The sequence below is a fragment of the Enterococcus aquimarinus genome, from assembly GCF_001885765.1.
GTDB lineage: Bacteria > Bacillota > Bacilli > Lactobacillales > Enterococcaceae > Enterococcus_I > Enterococcus_I aquimarinus.
The window spans coordinates 1-18,361 of record NZ_JXKD01000010.1 but is presented as its reverse complement, the minus strand read 5'-3'; the positions used below and the strand labels follow the sequence as shown (position 1 = coordinate 18,361).

Here is an 18,361-nt window from a genome sequence, read left to right as displayed (position 1 = left end):
GAAGGGAGGAAAACAGCATGACTACGATACCACTGAAAGAAGCTTTCTATTTTAAAGGAGGCGACATTGGTTGTTTACTCATACATGGCTTCACTTCCACTCCCGCTGAACTCAGAGAATTAGGCGAACGCTTGCGCGACAAAGGCTACACAGTCTATGGTCTACGACTAGCGGGTCACGGGACGACCTTAGAAGAGTTTGAACAAACCACTTATCAAGACTGGATTCAATCCGTCGAACTTGGCTATCATAAATTACAAACCATTTGTAAAAAAATCTATGTCATCGGTCACTCGATGGGCGGGGTGCTCGCGTTACATCTCGCTGAAAAACATGCCATTTGTAAGATTGTTTTGTTAGCACCCGCGATGATTAATAAAGACAAGAAAACACGCTTTGTTCCGATGATTAAACACTTCCTGAAATATACCGAGTGGGAAGCAACCGAACGACCGGTAGAAGAAAGCCAGTACTTATTAGGATATGCGAAAATTCCTTTAGCCAGCGTTCACGAATTACTCAACCTTCAAAAAGAAACAGCGCGCCAGTTACACAAAATTCATGTTCCGATTTTGATGATTTATGCTGAAAACGATCAAAGCATTGACTTAAAAGGGATTCACCTCATCGAAAAAAAGGTGTCGACAACCGCCATTCGTCACGTCTCCTTAACAAAATGCGGTCATAATTTAACCGTTGAATGCGAAAAGGAAACGGTTTTTGAAAACGTGCTGACATTCGTCGACGGCCATTGTTAATACAACAAAAAATAGTTGGTCCCGCTTAGTAAATCAGCGGGCCAACTATTTTTTATCGTTACTCTAGCAGACTCTTTTCAAACGAACAGTTCCATCATCTCTATCAGGTCTTTCAAGCGTTACTTTTTAAATGTGACGCTCTTATCCACAGTTGAAACAGTCGCTTGATCAAACCAGCCAGCGGTTTGATTAGCAATTTTTACGAGTAATAACATCACGGGGACTTCAACTAAGACACCGACCACCGTTGCGAGCGTTGCACCCGATTGTAAGCCAAATAATGAAATAGCCACGGCTACCGATAATTCAAAGAAATTACTAGCGCCAATCATGCCCGCCGGTGCCGCAATCGCATGCGGCAATTTCCAAAAACGTGCCCAGACATAGGCGATAGCAAAGATAAAGAACGTTTGCAGTGTTAACGGAATCGCAATTAAGACGATATGCAGTGGATTACTCAAAATACGTCCACCTTGGAACGAGAAAATAATGAGAAGCGTTAGGAGTAGACCGATAATAGTCACTTTATCAAATTTTTTCAAAAAGACCGTTTCAAAATAAGCAATTCCTTTTTGTTTGACGACGAACATCCGGGTGATAACCCCTAGCAATAACGGAATAACCACGAACAAGACCGTCGATAAAATCAAGGTATTCATCGGGACCACAACGTTTCCGACACCTAACAAGACCGCCACAATTGGGGCATACAAAGCTAAAATAATTAAATCATTCACCGCAACTTGTACCAACGTATACGCTGGGTCGCCCTTCGTCAAATAACTCCAAACAAAGACCATCGCCGTACATGGCGCCGCACCGAGTAAGACTGCCCCTGCTACATATTCTTGCGCTAAGTCAGGTGCAATCAATCCTTTAAAGACGACAAAAAAGAAAAAAGCAGAGATCGCATACATCGTAAAGGGTTTAATCAGCCAATTGACTGTACAAGTAATGATTAAGCCTTTTGGTTTCTTAGCTGCACTGACAATACTGGTAAAATCGATTTTTAACATCATCGGATAAATCATTAACCAAATTAAAATCGCGGTTGGAACCGAGACTTGATAATACTCAAACTTTCCTAAAGTCGTCGGAATGACTGGAATATATTTTCCAATCATTACTCCGACAATCATACAGAGTGCCACCCATACTGTTAAATATTTTTCAAAAATCCCCAACCCTTTTGCTTTTTCTTGTTCCATTTTTATTCCCCCGTTCTCCAATTGATAGATAGACGTTTTTCTATCTATAGTCCAAAAAAAATACTGTGACAGTATTTTTCATTGTTGTTATCGCGTAACTTTTTCTTTCGATTGGTTCGCGCATGCCTCGTTTTTCTCTTCCATCTCATGACAAATACAATCACGCTGATTTTGCAGTAACGTCTCAAGAATGGCGGATAACTCGCTCATCTTCTCCAGGTTTAAAGAATAATGATGCCATGTGCCTGATTTTCTGGATTGCACCAAACCGGCTTGCATTAATACTTTCATATGATGCGATAACGTTGGTTGCGTAAAATCAAAATAAGCCAAGATATCACACGCACACTGTTCTCCACACGAAAGAATATCCAAAATTTGAACTCTCTTAGGATCGCCTAACGCTTTAAAAATAGTAGCGGTTAATTCGTAATCCACGCTTGCCCCTCCTTATATAGATGTTTATCTATGTATAATATAGCGACTCCTCTCTTACTTGTCAACAAAAAGAAAAAAGCACTCCGAACACTATTAGCATGAATGAACCATACGATTTTTCCCCAATTGTCAGGATAAAACTGTTACACTATGATTGACTGTTTTGAATTGCGTATATGTACTTATCATTAATGAAAAAAAGGAGGAAAAGATGTTAGTTAGTATGTCATTGGTTATTTTTATCGGATTACTTTTAGGGAGTTTGGCAAAAAAATTGCATTTACCTTCCTTAATAGGATTATTATTTACGGGGATTCTCTTAGGTCCTTCGGTGCTCAATGTGCTTTCCGATCGTTTCCTTGCACTCTCGTCTGAACTACGAACGGTTGCGTTAATTGTCATCTTGACCCGTGCCGGACTATCGTTAGATTTAGCTGACTTAAAGAAAGTTGGTCGACCAGCCATCTTAATGTGCTTTGTGCCGGCTGTATTTGAAATTATTGGAACGACCCTTTTAGCGCCATCGCTCCTTTCTATTAGCGTCTCAGAAGCCTTGCTTTTAGGAAGCGTCATTGCCGCCGTTTCTCCAGCAGTGATTGTGCCGCGGATGATTCACTTAATGAAGCAAGGTTATGGACAAGAACAACGCATTCCACAAATCATCTTAGCAGGCGCTTCCGTCGATGATGTGTTTGTGCTCGTGTTATTTACAGCCTTTTTAGGACTGAATGATGGTGGCACGTTTTCCGCTATCGCGTTCACACGAATTCCCATCGCAATTTTTTCTGGAGCCTTCCTGGGCCTTGCCGTCGGTTATTTCCTCGTGTACGTTTTCAACCAGTTTCATATCCGAGATTCTGTCAAAGTCCTGGTGATGTTAGCCACCGCTTTTTTATTAATGGGGTTAGAAACGGCTCTCGCAAGTTCGTTCCCATTTTCTGGAATGTTGAGTGTGATGGGCGTTAGTCTGATGATTTTCCGCAAGAAACGGCCGCTTGCCGAACGTTTATCCCTCAAATTCAATAAAATTTGGATTCTAGCGGAGATTTTCTTATTCGTCTTCGTCGGCGCAAGTGTGGATTTATCGTACGCCTTTTCAGCGGGCATTGCGCCACTCGTCTTACTCGTCCTTGTTTCACTGATTCGCATGCTTGGCGTACTCGTCGCATTACTCAAGACGTCACTATCCCGCAACGAAAAACTCTTTTGTATGATGAGTTACTTACCAAAAGCGACCGTTCAAGCGGCGATTGGTTCGATTCCTTTTTCAATGGGCTTAGCTAGTGGCGAAATGATTTTGACCGTCGCCGTGCTTTCCATACTCGTGACCGCTCCCTTCGGTGCCTGGCTCATCGATCGTTTTTATCCCGTGTTATTAGAAAAAACGCCACCGCTAAAATCAAGATGAAACACTTGTCAGTCACGCCAATTGGGAATGGCTGACTTTTTTTACAGTAATAGATATTTTATGCTACTATAAGGAAGTATTTTTCACGAAAAAGAAAAAAAGGAGAGGAGTGAAACAAATGAAGAAGATACTCATCGCCTTTGATGGCTCGGAACATGCGGTAAAAGCCGTCCAAGAAGCAAAGAACTTACGCGTTGGTTTTCCTGATGCAACGGTGACGATTCTCAGCGTGTTAGACGTCGCCAAAGCCAAAGACCAAGCACTCGATTTTACGACCAGTGCCCAAGAACGCAAACAGGCACGCATCGATCATGTTAAACAACAACTAAACGGTCAAATGAGCGACTGCACCATTACCGTTTTGATTGGGGATCCTGCAACTGAAATCATCGAGTATACTAAAAATGAATCCTATGATTATTTAATCATTGGCAGTCGCGGTCTCAATGCATTACAAGAATTCGTGCTGGGTAGCGTCAGCCACAAAGTCGTTAAACACGCAACGCTACCTGTACTCGTTGTGAAATAAATAAAAGGAGTTTTTTCACGAAATGATCTTACAATTTAATAGAAATGAGTGGTTTGGCAATATCAAAAATGATATTTTAGGCGGTCTCGTGACTTCCATCGCCCTCATTCCCGAAGTCATCGGGTTTGCCATTATTGCGGGTGTCAATCCGATGACTGCTTTATTTGCTTCTTTCATTACGCTAACTGTGACTTCAATTACTGGTGGACGTCCTGCGATGGTCTCAGCCGCTGCAGGTTCCATGGCACTTGTCATGGTAACCTTGATTAAAACTCACGGACTAGAATACATGATTGCCGCAACCATTTTGACCGGTATTATTCAATTAATCTTAGGGTACTTAGGGATTCATCAATTAATGAAATTCATCTCTAAACCCGTCATGTTAGGTTTTGTTAACGCGCTTGCCATTCTCATCTTTTTGGCACAAGTACAACAATTAGACAACAAAAATCTCGCAACGTACGGCATGGTCGGTGGCACGATTGCCTTGATGTATCTTCTACCTAGAATCACCAAGGCCATTCCACCAGCATTAATTGTCATCATTGCGATGACCATCATCTCACTGAATCCAGTCTTTGGACTCCAAACCGTGGGCGATTTAGGCGATATGAGCGGTGCCTTGCCCTTTTTAGGATTACCGAGCGTGCCCTTTACCTTTGAAACGTTAAGAATTATTTTCCCAACAGCCTTAGCCTTGTCAATGGTGGGTCTCATCGAATCACTCTTAACATTACCTTTAATCAATGATATGACGGATTCCACAGGTGACAACCAACGCGAAGTCAAAGCACAAGGACTTGCCAATATCGTGACCGGCTTCTTTGGTGGACCAGCAGGTTGCGCGATGATTGGCCAAGCTGTCATTAATGTTAAATCTGGCGGGAGAAAACGACTGTCGACTTTAACAGCAGGTCTTTCGCTACTGCTTATGATCGTGGCGTTAAAAGGAATCATGATTCAAATCCCAACTGCCGCGTTAATCGGAATTATGATTACCGTCGCCTTTGAAACATTCGACTGGCAAAGCGTTAAAACTATCCGCAAAAACTCTCTCGCAGAAACAAGCATTATGCTGGTAACCATCGCCATTGTCGTCTATACGCATAACCTTGCCATCGGGATTTTTGCTGGCGTCCTACTAAGCATGATTGTCTTTTTTGCCAAAGCATCTACATTAGAATTCAGCGCACAAGGTGACACTATTGAGATTAGCGGTCAATTATTTTTTGCTTCTGCTGCGTCGTTTATCGCCTATTTCGAAACAAACGACTTGCAACAAGTCACAACCCTCGATTTATCACGCGTCCATCTCTGGGATGAATCCGGTGTTGACGCCTTACATACAGTCATTGATCTGTACGAAAAAAACAAGCAACCATTAACGATAATTGGCGTGACCACAACCAATGAAAAGTTAGTTGAACGCATCGCCGCTTTACGTTAATCCGTCGCTATCTAAAAAAAGACAGCCAATCCTTTTCTTATTAATAGAAGAGAATTGACTGTCTTTTATTTATATTTTATAAATCAATCGCTTGGCCACCCGTCACGCCGTATATTTGCGCCGTGACATAGCTTGCATTGTTAGAAGCTAAAAAGACATAGACATGTGCCAGTTCAACCGGTTGACCAGCACGGCCTAATAACGAACTTTGACCGAAGTCTGGAATCGCACCATCTGGTTGACCATCATCTAGTTGCAATGGCGTCCAAATAGGTCCTGGCGCCACACCATTGACCCGAATGCCTTTTTTGGCAAATTGTTTCGCTAAACTAATAGTAAAACTAGCAATCGATGATTTGGTTGCCGCGTAATCCATCAGATTGTCGCTTGGATCATAGGCTTGGACCGAAGTCGTCGTAATAATCGCGCCACCAGCTGGAAGATGCGGCTCTGCTGCTTTGACTAAACCAAACATCGAGATAATATTCACGGTAAACGTGTCTTTAACTTGTTTCAACGACAAATCCGCAATCGTATCTTGCGAAATTTGTTGTGCCGCATTTAATACGAGTGTATCAAGCCCACCAAGTTCAGCGACTGTTTTTTCGATAATTTCTTCATACTTCGACTCATCACGTAAATCATACGGCAGTATGACTGCTTTGCGTCCCGCCTTCGTGATATAATCCGCCACTTCTTGGGCATCAGGTTCTTCCCCAGGGAAAAACTGAATCGCCACATCCGCCCCTTCGCGCGCATACGCAATGGCTGCCGCACGACCAATACCAGAATCGCCTCCGGTAATCAGGACACGACGATTTTCTAACAAGTGATTACCAACATAACTCTCTTCGCCACAATCGGGCGCAGGTAGCATATCTTTTTGCAAAGCAGGCGTATCTTGTTCCTGATCTGCAAATTTACTAGGGTGATACAACGTTCGTGGATCCTTTAAAATAGGTTCATTCAATGTATTTCACTCCTTCGTTTTGGTAATTCTAGTGTAGTATACTTTTTTTTAGATTTGAAGAAAAATGCTTGCGACCGTTTTCAAACCCATCTACACCAACAAAATCCCAAACGAACAACCGCGCTTCCTTCCCGGTTCATCAAGCCTCAGACGAAATAAGACACTTCCGATTTTTTATTGGAAGTGTCTTAAGATTTTCTTAAAGAATTGAATTGAAAAAGTCAGGAATCGAATCAGATATGCCGCTACTTTCCATCATGAGTAATCAGATTTCCGCTTAGCATTCGCTTCTTATCCCATCGCATTATCGGACACGTTACTGTCACTTAAAAGAATGGATTCTTACATGAACTTACAGCACGGTGATAATGAAGACTGATTTATTTATCACACTTAATGTTAATATTCGTGCTTTTAAGAAATAACAATAATGATAACGCAGCTATAAAAAGGATAACACTCAAATCCATATTTTTATTATTATTCACTAAAGCAATCGAAGAAATTACAGTAATAAATAGAAAGAGAATGCTGAAATAAAAGGAATTTTCTTTTGGTAGTTCTCGCCACTTTAAAAAGAAAAAGAGTGATAAAATCGACGGGAAAAATATACTACCAATGTTATCACTGATACTGTTACTCAATATAGAAACAACGCCGATTATTGTAATCAATAAGAATAGACTGCTCAAATAAAGATATTTATTTTTCATTTTTGATCTCTCCATTCTTTATTTTTGATACGCAAATATTCTTTTTGGATGTGAATTATACTGATTAACACTAAACATTGTAGGACCTAATTTTTAATTTTGCATTTTTTCATTAATTTCAGTTAAAATAATATCCAAATAACCTTCTTGATATGCTTTTATATGACTGATTTCCATTTTTTCTGCAATTATTTTTAACTCTTTATTGTTTATTTTCTGAAGTTGTTTTAATTGTTGGGGTAATAATTTACTTAATTGCTTTCCTACTTGATAACTTTCTAATGACATTCCGATAGTTTGAGCTTGCTCTGGAAACATTTCAATTACTTTTTGAGCCATTAGTAGTCCTTCTGGATCCAAGTCCCCACTATAATATAACTTCACATTATTTTCACTTAATTTACGTAAAAGCTGCCAAACAGCATATGTGAATTGACCACTCGAACAAATAATTGCAATTTCAGGAACAAGTTCCAGTAACACCGAATATACCGCTGAATTTTCAATAATTAAAACTTTGTTACCATGACCAGGATAAATACTATCCATACGCAAAATTTCCTTCAACGGAACATTCCAAGTAACGCCTTCACTCCAAGCATTCCGCCACATTTGACTAATTATCTTGTTTTTTTCAGCAACTAAACCGCGTACCGAGACAAAGTTATGGATATCATCTCTTAATAACTGAAATTCATTTAATATTATATTTTTCTCTTCGACAATGGATATTTTTTTGTCATTCTCCGTTCTCCGAGAGAGAGCAGTTAACATCTGTAAAAGCAAGCGTCCACCCATCTTTGTTTCATCGAAGAAATGCGTATCGCCGGTTTGTTGATAAGCAAAAAAAGGTAACCGAGTCCATTCTTCGGGTAATTGCTTTAGAGCTTGTGAAACAGCCTCAAAAACTTCAAAATCCCCGCCTAAATCTTCGTGCCACTGCGTCAGCTGTTTCACATTTAACTTTTCACTAAACAATGGATCAATTTGATCCAACCGGGTAACAAAATTAGCGTATCGGACGCGCTTTTCTTCTTCGACATCTATTTTTAATTGCAGTGGTTTTTTCGTTACAAATACGACGAATTCTGTAAGCGACCATTCTAATAGGCTATTTTTCAGAGCTTGTTCAAACGATTCTATACTAATAGTTTTTCTGCTTTGCCATTCCCATTCCGTAATTCCTAAAAAACGACGTAAGGCCTCATCACTCTCATTCCTGAATAACTGACGTCCAACAGATAATCCGAAGCTGCCTTTTGAATAATAACGTCTTGCCAATTCTTGACCTAATTTCCGGAAAACTGGTTGGTTTAAAAACTTTTTTGCCTCAATTAAATTATCCATAAGTTTGCTCCGGCAAGAAATGTTTCGTTTGCCCATCCCAATGATAACGAATTGGTGTTACTAGATTCGTATTTTGTGGTCGTAGCAATTCATAAATCATTAGACTTGAAACGGTCGGATAGTCACCAAACAATGCTTGTGAATTCATAACATAGTTAAAACCTAATTCCTCACAGGCTTCGAACAAATCGGAAATATTCTCATCATCAATTCCAGCAAAAGCTTCATCCAAAGTAATTACCCGTGGGCACCATTCTTCAGCATCTAAGTAGCGAGAATAAACAGCTGCAAACAATGGCAGATACATCGCAATCGCTTTTTCCCCACCACTAAATTTATTGAATTGCGAATCACTCAAAGCTTGAGGACTGTAGCCTTCATTTGCTCGCTTGTACTTCATCTCAAATTGAAACCAATCACGATAGTCGAGTGCTTGGGTGATTGCTTGGAAAAGCGTCGTTTGCTCATCTGTTTGCTTTGCAGAAAATTCCTGTGCGTAATAAACTTTTTCTTGGAAATGTTGGGCAATCGCCTGACGATCAGCTTCAGATAAAATTTCAACCGGTTTTTGTAATAGTTCAACTAATTTCGCCGTCCCTAAATCATTAGCATTTTCGCTTGTTACTGGTTTCCATTGGATACTTAGCGTAAGCCCTGATGAGTTTTTTCGACTCTTTAACAGCTCATTCATTTGTCCAACCCACTGTAACGATTGTTGAATACGACTACGCAACACTTTTCCGACAGATTCTAAGATTATTGTTTTAAACAATTTCTCATCTTCTTTTTTCGATAAATCTTGTAGTATCATTTGCTGACTGACTAGTTTATCAAGTAATTCAAATGTGCTATGATTTTGATTATCTGCAACAAAGATCGGTTCTTTATAATGATTATACTGTGAAAAATCTCCTAATCTCTTCTCAATTTCTTCCGGTAATTCAACATCAATGTTACTTAAAATTTTCGGTTGATAATTCCCGAGTTGATCAACAATAAAATTAAACTGGCGTATGACACGATCAGATAAGTCACGCAATTTCACATTATCTTCTGGTAAAGCGACCTCTTTCACTCGTGAAAGTAAGTCATCTGTAACGAAACGTTTGTTACATAATTGATGCCAATAAGCTTCTTGAAATTGATTCTTTTCTAGTTGAGCTTCTTGCATTTCTAACTGGGTATAATTAGTTGCAATCACCCCCGTCAATCTTAATTCCTCCTTACGCAAATCGATTAGTTGGCTTTCTCGTTCTTTTTGCTCGTCCTTCGCCCGTAATAATTGTTGCTGAAGCTCTTCTACGTTGACTAATTTTTGTTGTTTCAAATTTTCTGCTATTACGCGTTCTTGTTTCGTTATTTCCGCTGAAATCTCTTTTATTTCATGTTGTAACTCATCGATTTCTTCTTCCAAACTAGCAATCGTATCACCCAGTGTTTCGATGTTAGGCTTTTTTGCTAAGTGTAGCAAATAGTTTTGATACGCATCATTTAAATTAGATTCATAGTTTTGAGCATAAACAATCGCTTCTTGATAAGCATCCTGAGTTAAATTAAGACCAAATTTTGTGGACTTTTTATGTAAGTCAGTACGTAATAGCATCAAGCTTTGCTCTTTTTCATTTCGTTCAGTTTTCTTACCTGCTTGTTCCTTGCTTTTTGCTTGCAGTTCCAAATTAAGACGACTTAAATAGGCTATACTCTGATAGACTTCGGTACCAAGTGGAAAAGTATGATAATCGGTAAGCATTTGTTGTTCTAGTTGAATTAATTTTTCGATTTCAACTTCAATTTGAGTAATATCTGTAACTAATTGTTCCAATTCTATTTGCAAAAGATCAAGCATTTGTTGACGATAACGTTCTTGACTTGCAGCCCCAATATAGGAAGCTTGATAATTTTCTGGCATCGCTCCAATTAAGTTAGTAACTTGATACTTGCCATCTGAAAAAATGGTTGGATTCCCATCACTTATTTCATCATATAGAATACTTTGAATGACATCTGCAACAAGTGGCTGCAACTGTGTCGGTGTTTCTGGGCTAACGATTAAATAGTCAGCTAGCGTTGAGCCAAAGAATACCGGTTTTGGCAAAATTTGTAAATCGCTAGCTAGTGTTAACCCTTCACTTGACACAACTGAATCTAAAATCCCAGAAGCGTAGAGCGCTCCTTCAATTCGTTGTTGTTGCTCAACGGTTACCTCCTTCATAAAATCGACACTTTGGTAAAAGCTAACGTATGATCCTCTCTTATTTAATCGTTCACGATTTTTCTGTCGATCCGCTGTTTGAAACGGTTCTGGTGTTTTTTTATTTTCCCATTCCAATCTTTCGTTTATCTTTTCTTTTTGCTTTTCTAAGAGTCGCATACGTTGATTTTTCAATGGAATTATCTGATGTTGATTTTCTTCACGAGCCAATTCGTAACTTTGTCGTATCGGTTCTAGAATATACTCTTCGCGAATTTCTTCTTCTAATAATTGATCCATTCGATACAGCAAATCATTCGATTTCACTATATCCACTTCAAAGTGTGCTTGTTGCCGCCAGTTTTCAAATGCTTGTTTCCAACTTTCGATCTCTGCTTGGCGAGTCTGCTGCCATTGACGAATATCACGTTGCATTTCATCCACTTGCTGCTGTAAATTAGCAACTTCACGCTCAACTAAAACAAATTGCTCCTTTAGTGCATCATATTTTCGTAAATCTCCTTGAATCTCTTCTAGCTGTCGTTTTTTACGTTGAATTTCCTGTTGCCAATAACGATAATCTTCATCACTAATCTGAGTGCGCATTTTATTTGCATAAGTCGCATCAAATTCTTCTAATCGTAAGTAAGTCACGTACTGTTCATTATCAATTAAGTAGTCATCTAACGCTTTTAAATACGCCAATACTTGTACTTCTTGTTCCTCAAGTTGTTTTTTTTGTTCGATTATCCGTTCTTGCTTTTGCTCAACTCGTTTACTATTTTTTGTAAATTGAGTTTGTAACACATCGAGTTGTTCTTGTAATTCTTGCCCTCTTTGAACTAAATTCATTCCTTCATGTTGATTCAACTCTAGAATACTTTGATTAAGTGCTATTAATTGACTTTGATGATCCTCAATCGTTTGCTTGGTTTTTTCTAACGTTCGTTCTTCTCGTTGAATAGTTCGTTGTTTCTTCTGATTTTCCGATGTTAAATGTTCGACTTCTTGCTTTAATGCAAACCATTTACCAGCAATTTGACCATTATGTTCTTGTTTAAAACGGCCATACAATTTCGTAAACTGCTTTAAGTCTTTAATTTCATTTCCCAAATCTTCCAAGCGATCACGATGTCCATCTAATTGTTCAATTGTTTTTGATAAAGTTAATAATTCATCGTCTTTTAATTTTGGTAAAGAATCATGTAAAATTTTATAAATAACAGAAGGCTTAAAATCCCGTGATAATTTAGGATTTCTTAAATTAATTAATAACTCAATGAGTTCTTCAAATTGCTCGATATCTTCGAAACCAAAAATACGCTCATTTACAAACAATTTATAGGCGCGTTGAGTCTCAAAAACGCGTCCAATACCAGCTAAACGATTCGTCAATTTCCGTTTGGTATTGGGAATGATTTCATTTTTCCGTGGTTCTTCATAGAGCTCAAAATCAATGCCGATACGTTGATTATTTTCGATTGTAAAAAACCATTTCTTTAGCGTTCCACCACGTTTAGCATACATGCCTATTCCAACTGTTAGATATTCTTCACGGTCTATTCGTTTCACTTCTAAAAACAAATAACCTGTACCTTCATCACGTTCTGAGACTCCTTTTTCACCTAGTAAATAATCCAACATTTTACGATCTTGAGACCCAAAAGAATCCAAACGTCCCGCACGCGTATCCCCATCTAGAAGTACTGGAAATAAACTCTGCATGGTCAGTGATTTCCCTGAACCATTCGTCCCTCTGAGCAACATCCTACCATCTGAAAACTCAAAAATTTGATTTTGATAATACCAAAAATTTAATAATCCGACCCGATTAACGATCCACTGTTTCATTTAATTTCTCCATTTCTGCAATTAAGCGACTCATTGGCGGTAAAATTGCGATTTGTTGTCCCCGCACTTCCAGCAATCCCCAATCACTTGCTCTTTCTAATAAGACATCTCCTAGCTGGGAGAGAGGCATTTCGTTGTATTCTTTTGACCAATATTCTTGGTAACTGCCTTGTAAATCTAATAATAAATGAGACCATTTCATCTGACTAATCGTTAGAACCCCATAGCTTGATGGATCTAATTCTGCCTTGCGAATCAATGTCGCTAGTTGAATCAACACATCATCAATTACTCGCCGACTTGGAAATACTTCTTTAAAAGATTCGCGATGCTCTAAAGTAAGAGCCGCATAATCCCGATATAGTTCAAAACGAAATTCTGTATTGTTTTCGATATACTCTTCCATCCAATGATAATAATTTCTTAGACGATTAAAGACTTCTTCATTTTCTACTGTCCGTTGAATCGCAGGCTCCAACATCAGACGTTGATATAACAGTTGATTTTCTTCTAGATTCTGACTTGATTGCAACTCTAGCCAAAACGTATCAAAATCTTCATATTGAGTATAGGATTGTGGTGCCCTGGCTAAAAAAGCGCGCGTTTGCTGCGTTGTTTGAAACAAAACTTCTTGGTTTGCCTCAGAGTGACTAAATCCATCCGTATCGCCTTGAATCGTTTCAACCAAAGATAATTCAAGCATTTTCTTTAAAACACGGACCAATGATTTGCGATGATTGTAATTCTGCCAATCAATCGATAATTCTTCAGGAATTAATAAACCTAAATCACGGACTAATTCATTTAACATAAAGGGAGTTCCTTCTTCAAGGTCTTCAACATACGCCATCGCACAACAAAACAGGGTGTAATCAAGCGTTGTCTGAAATCCAATCGATCCCATCCACTCTGCCAAAACCTGTGGGCGCTTCAGTAATTGAATATACTGGGGACGGACGATTAAATTCATGCCAAAGCGTTGTCGTAATTCTTTTTGTAATGCCAGCTGATTTCGGCGCAAAAAAGCATAATCTTCTGGTTGTTGATTACGAATAATCCAAAAATTTTCAAATAATAATTTAAACGCACGACGTAACTCATCGGAACTCATCTAATCTTCCTTTCCATAATGACTTGTGGTAACTCTAAAAGACCATCTTCACACGAGACTTGAATTCGAATCGCCATATCAATATGAATCATTACTTCAAAGTCAAGCTCTGTCATGATTTTATGTTCAATAACCGTCTGCTCTTTCACTTGACTTGGTAACTGAAGTGCCATAGCTTTACTAATCCACTTCAAAAATACTTGACGCGACGTGCGATCTAATTGCTTAATCTGACTAAAATCGAGCCGGTCATTTTCGAAATATTGACCGATTTTTTGTTGTTCTTCCGCTAGTTTCATTTGATATTCTTGCATTTTAGTCAACTGTCGTTCATGATCAATTATAATCCTTTTCTCTTCGGATTTTGCTCTTCTGCGTTGTCCACGTGGACCAAGCAACAATGTCGCTGGCTCCAGTGACCAGCTTTCCGAACGATTATTCGTCGCTTGACTTGCCTCACTAACAAAAAAATGCCGCGTGTGATCTAATCCAAAGATTCCAGCATACATTTTCTTGGCTTGTTCTAATTGATTCGTCTGCCCAAACCATTTGGCTAATTGTAAATAATCTTTTTTTCGACTTTGATATTGATGAACTTCTTGTCCGTAGTAATAAATTAAACCGGTAATTTTAGCAATCATTTGATCTGTTTGGTACATCAAGTTATCATATTCACTCGGGCGCTCAGAAGACCCTGCAAACCAATTTTTTAAAGCCAAAAACTCACCAGCAACTTGTTCTGCCACCTCTGCTTGATTCATCCCATCAAACGTTGGAATCTCTAACTCCTTTTGATATAACCACCCTACCAAAGGCGTTTGGACAATCGTTTCTAACGCCGTAACTAGTGATTGAAAATTATAGCTTAAACTCTGAACATGACTAATAAAGTTACGCAAATAATTTACGAAACGATCTTTATACACTAAAAAGGCTTCTGTTTTCATGCGACTATCGACTTCTGGACTCGTGATATAGCCAATATAATTCGCCGTATCTGCTCCCACTTTGCGAAACGCTTCGCGAATACTTGGCCAAACAGTACAATTTACTCCGTTTGAATCAATAAATACTTGCAACAATTCTAATAGCTCACGAAAAACTTCTTCATCTAATGCTCCACGTGCTGCGTGTTTTTGGTTTAATAATTGATAAACCATTTCTTCAACCAAAACACCTTCTTCTGTAATCTGATATCGAAAATTTTTATTCCGGTATTCTTCAATCGAACGAATTTGGAAAAACTCTTGTTGCTTTTGTAGATTTCCCCAAATAACCAAACTTTCCAAATCTTGATCCATTTCTATCTCACCATACTCTAGCGAGAAGTTTTCTTGCATCATTTGAATTAGTTCGGGCCGATAGGATGCCCCTTGCATTTGACGATGTCGTTTATAAAAATAACGCATAATTGTACGATACCGCTCTACATTACCTACGGTTAAATAATTAGCTTGTAGAATCTTATCCATTTATACCTCCTATAAAATCGTTTTCTTCATTTGATTGTAACATGATTCATCCTATTCAGAAAAAGGAAATTGATAATCTTATGTTTGATTAAAAAAAGGAATTAAACAACTTGATTTAATCATTAACTGATTATTCGACCTCTCACACCATCGTACATCAATTCAAGAATTTGCTTGAAACTTTAATATGTTTTAGTTTTCCCCATGCCGGGCAAACTAATCGAGTAGGAGAATAATCATTAATTGATTATTCGTCCTCTCACATCACCGTGCGTACCGATCGGTATACGGCGGTTCCGTTTTATACTAAACATGTACTTTATTATAATGCGTTACACAAGAGACTAATCCAAATTGGCTTAGTCTTTTATTTGTAATAGTCGTTGTCAGAACCCAGGAGTAGGCCATACGGGTGACACCTTTGCTAGTATGGCTATTTTTATAAGCATCATACTTATTCATACCTAACTTTATTAGGTTCTTTCGTCGATTCTTGGCTGTTTTCCACTTACACCAAATACACATTCTGAGACGAAGCCTCAGATGAGAGTCAATCCCTATTAGCACTTTCTTCATCGAACCGATTCTGTAATAGTTTATCCAACCTCTAATGACTTGGTTTAATCTCATTACTTGTGTTTTCGTATCGATACTCCAATTTTTACGGGTTAAGATTTTAAGTTTGTATTTGAAATTTTCAAGAGATATTTTATGAGGTTTCGATTTGTAACTCTTGTCTTTAAAATCTTGGTAGAAACCAAAACCTAGAAATTTAAATTCTGGGTCATCTGGTTTTACAATTTTAGACTTCGTACTATTCACGATTAATCCCAATTTTCCCTCGATGAATTTCGTAACTGAACGCATGACTCTTCTTGCGGACATTTCACTTTTAACCATAATAATACAGTCATCTGCATAACGAACGAAACGGAGGTTTCGTTTCTCGAGTTCCATATCGAGTTCATTAAGCATGATATTACTGAGTAAGGGTGAGAGATTTCCTCCCTGCGGTGTACCAATGGGTGTTGCTTGAACAGTCCCATTAATCTGTACGCCGCTAACAAGGAATTTACGAATCAACGAAATCACATCGCCATCAGGAATCGTTCTGGCAACGAGATTCATCAGACGGTCATGATGTACCGTATCAAAGAAACGCTCAAGGTCGATATCTACAATCCAATCATATCCCTCATTGAAAAATTCTAATGCTTGAGTAATCGCCATTTGTGCTTGTCGATTAGGACGGAATCCATAACTATATTTGCTAAAGTGTTTATCAAATATGGGCGTTAATACTTGTGAAATTGCCTGTTGAATCACACGGTCTTTGACCGTAGGAATTCCTAGAAGGCGGACACCGCCATTTGGTTTTGGGATTTCTACTCGAAGGACAGGTGAGGGCTTATATTTTCTTTGACGAATTTCCGTAATCATTTCTTCTTTATTTCGAAGTAGATAAACACCTATTTCATCCGTTGTCATACCATCAATCCCTGCGACTCCTTTGTTTCGTCTGACTTGTTCGTATGCCGCATTTAAGTTATCTCGATCCAAAATGCGGTCGAGTATATTCCTTTCATACATGTTTGTTATTTCCTTTCTTTCCCGTAAAGTCGGTATCCACTTTCTCGTCTCTTGACCAGTGGTCTTTTTCCTCTTCCAAAATTGATTTCCATAACGATAAAACGGTTCAGCCCTTCGCTCTTCCTAACTTTCATTAGTTGTCTTCACTACTACGGCTTCTGCTGACTTCTCATGGCTCAGTCTTGCATCACTACAAGGTTTTGGAGTAAGCCTATGAGACCTCCCCAGTTAAGGTGCGAACTCTTTTTCTCCATCTATCTGCCATATCTACATCACACGATTGTTCCATTAGCTATTGGACTTCAGTTTCTTTTGCAACCTTATCTTCGTGCACTGCCTCCTATATGATTTCTGTTCGTCAGACCAGAGATTTGCCTCGAGCTTCCTTCAGATTCCGCATCGCTACGGACACCTTTGCTTTTAGCTATGTGCTTACCGCTAATGGGTCACACTCAGGACTTTCACCTGTTAGAGTTCGCCCATGCTGGGCGAACAAAAAAGCTCAAAACATTGAATTAACAATATTTTGAGCTTTAATATTATGACTATCCCACTGACCCTTCCAGCAAAAGGTTAGCTTTTCTAAGAGCTTCTGATAAACTCTAATCGTTGGTATAACATCGTTGGTATAACAGCATTCTATTTTTTTAGTGGTGCTGCGAAATTCTGATAATTTTTGTCAATTGTAGTTAGTTTTGATTTAGTTTCAACCTGTTTTAACTAAAAAAATATGGATATTTTGGATAATTTTTAGTAAGAAATTGCGAGCTGGAACGAATACTAAAAATCATTTCTGAATTAACTTATGCTCAAGATAACTTAGCAAGATTATCTTGAGCATTTTGTTACCACTACATTCTCTCAAAAACATCTAACAAATTTCAAAGAATATGTTTCTAATTATTCAATAGTTCCTTTATCTTTAAATACTCAGCAATATTGTCATGATCTGGGAAAATAGTTTTTTGATTAATACCTAATCTGTTCAAACTCCTAAATATTTTTTCTTTATCCGTGATAATAAACTCTACATCACTATCAACTTTTGAAAAGCCTATGTATTCACTAGTCTCATTCGCCACTCCTCTATAATGGGGCAATTGATAAAGAAATGTTCCCTCTTGTGATTTCATACGCTCAAATTTTGCTGATGGTTGAATAGAAATTAATGGAAAAACAACATGTGATCCAACTTCATATGGGGTAGAAAATTGATTTAAAAAACTATCTACCATGTTACGGCTCTGCTGATTAATAGCCAGTAAGATAATCACTGCAAGTCTATCTGACTTTCCGGCTCTATAATATATGGGACTGATGAAATT

General features: G+C 38.4%; 13 protein-coding genes and 1 pseudogene. 4 read left to right on the top strand and 10 right to left on the bottom strand.

The window, feature by feature from the left end; translation table 11 throughout:
* The first annotated feature begins 17 nt into the window (after positions 1-17).
* A complete protein-coding gene (locus RU93_RS07765) occupies positions 18-758 on the top strand; it encodes an alpha/beta hydrolase (protein WP_071875052.1) in 741 nt (246 codons plus the stop codon).
* 119 nt (positions 759-877) lie between these two features.
* On the opposite strand, the gene arsB is transcribed toward RU93_RS07765, so the two are convergent.
* Both arsB and RU93_RS07755 read right to left on the bottom strand, forming a co-directional pair.
* A complete protein-coding gene (gene arsB / locus RU93_RS07760; RefSeq protein ID WP_071875051.1) occupies positions 878-1,966 on the bottom strand; it encodes an ACR3 family arsenite efflux transporter in 1,089 nt (362 codons plus the stop codon).
* Between the two features lie 87 nt (positions 1,967-2,053).
* Positions 2,054-2,404, bottom strand: coding sequence for an ArsR/SmtB family transcription factor (locus RU93_RS07755; protein WP_071875050.1), 351 nt, complete (start codon positions 2,402-2,404; stop codon positions 2,054-2,056).
* Positions 2,405-2,615: 211 nt separating this feature from the next.
* Here RU93_RS07755 and RU93_RS07750 point away from each other — a divergent pair, with 211 nt between their 5' ends.
* The 3 genes from RU93_RS07750 to RU93_RS07740 all read left to right on the top strand — a co-directional run bounded on the left by RU93_RS07750 (position 2,616) and on the right by RU93_RS07740 (position 5,791).
* Positions 2,616-3,812: a cation:proton antiporter gene (locus RU93_RS07750; RefSeq protein WP_071875049.1), complete on the top strand. Its 1,197-nt coding sequence runs from the start codon at positions 2,616-2,618 to the stop codon at positions 3,810-3,812.
* Positions 3,813-3,930: 118 nt separating this feature from the next.
* Entirely contained in the window at positions 3,931-4,341 is a 411-nt protein-coding gene (locus tag RU93_RS07745; protein WP_071875048.1) for a universal stress protein, read from the top strand.
* A 22-nt stretch (positions 4,342-4,363) separates the two neighbouring features.
* A complete protein-coding gene (locus RU93_RS07740) occupies positions 4,364-5,791 on the top strand; it encodes a SulP family inorganic anion transporter (RefSeq protein ID WP_071875047.1) in 1,428 nt (475 codons plus the stop codon).
* Positions 5,792-5,867: 76 nt separating this feature from the next.
* On the opposite strand, the gene RU93_RS07735 is transcribed toward RU93_RS07740, so the two are convergent.
* The 8 genes and pseudogenes from RU93_RS07735 to RU93_RS07700 form a co-directional block, all read right to left on the bottom strand.
* Positions 5,868-6,761 carry an SDR family oxidoreductase gene (locus tag RU93_RS07735; protein WP_071875046.1) on the bottom strand — a complete coding sequence of 298 codons (894 nt, stop codon included), beginning with the start codon at positions 6,759-6,761 and terminating at the stop codon, positions 5,868-5,870.
* Between the two features lie 380 nt (positions 6,762-7,141).
* On the bottom strand, positions 7,142-7,474 hold the full coding sequence (locus RU93_RS12090) for a hypothetical protein (protein ID WP_071875045.1): 333 nt from the start codon (positions 7,472-7,474) through the stop codon (positions 7,142-7,144).
* A gap of 93 nt (positions 7,475-7,567) precedes the next feature.
* Positions 7,568-8,821, bottom strand: coding sequence for a DUF2399 domain-containing protein (locus RU93_RS07725; protein WP_071875044.1), 1,254 nt, complete (start codon positions 8,819-8,821; stop codon positions 7,568-7,570).
* Positions 8,814-12,863: a TIGR02680 family protein gene (locus RU93_RS07720; RefSeq protein ID WP_071875043.1), complete on the bottom strand. Its 4,050-nt coding sequence runs from the start codon at positions 12,861-12,863 to the stop codon at positions 8,814-8,816. The genes RU93_RS07725 and RU93_RS07720 overlap by 8 nt, the downstream gene beginning before the upstream one ends.
* On the bottom strand, positions 12,844-13,974 hold the full coding sequence (locus RU93_RS07715) for a TIGR02678 family protein (protein ID WP_071875042.1): 1,131 nt from the start codon (positions 13,972-13,974) through the stop codon (positions 12,844-12,846). The genes RU93_RS07720 and RU93_RS07715 overlap by 20 nt, the downstream gene beginning before the upstream one ends.
* Positions 13,971-15,446 carry a TIGR02677 family protein gene (locus RU93_RS07710; RefSeq protein ID WP_071875041.1) on the bottom strand — a complete coding sequence of 492 codons (1,476 nt, stop codon included), beginning with the start codon at positions 15,444-15,446 and terminating at the stop codon, positions 13,971-13,973. The genes RU93_RS07715 and RU93_RS07710 overlap by 4 nt, the downstream gene beginning before the upstream one ends.
* Positions 15,447-15,752: 306 nt before the next feature.
* Complete coding sequence (gene ltrA / locus RU93_RS07705) at positions 15,753-17,036, bottom strand: group II intron reverse transcriptase/maturase (protein WP_071875040.1); 1,284 nt, start codon at positions 17,034-17,036, stop codon at positions 15,753-15,755.
* A gap of 896 nt (positions 17,037-17,932) precedes the next feature.
* Positions 17,933-18,361: pseudogene (locus tag RU93_RS07700) on the bottom strand (hypothetical protein); the annotation flags it as partial.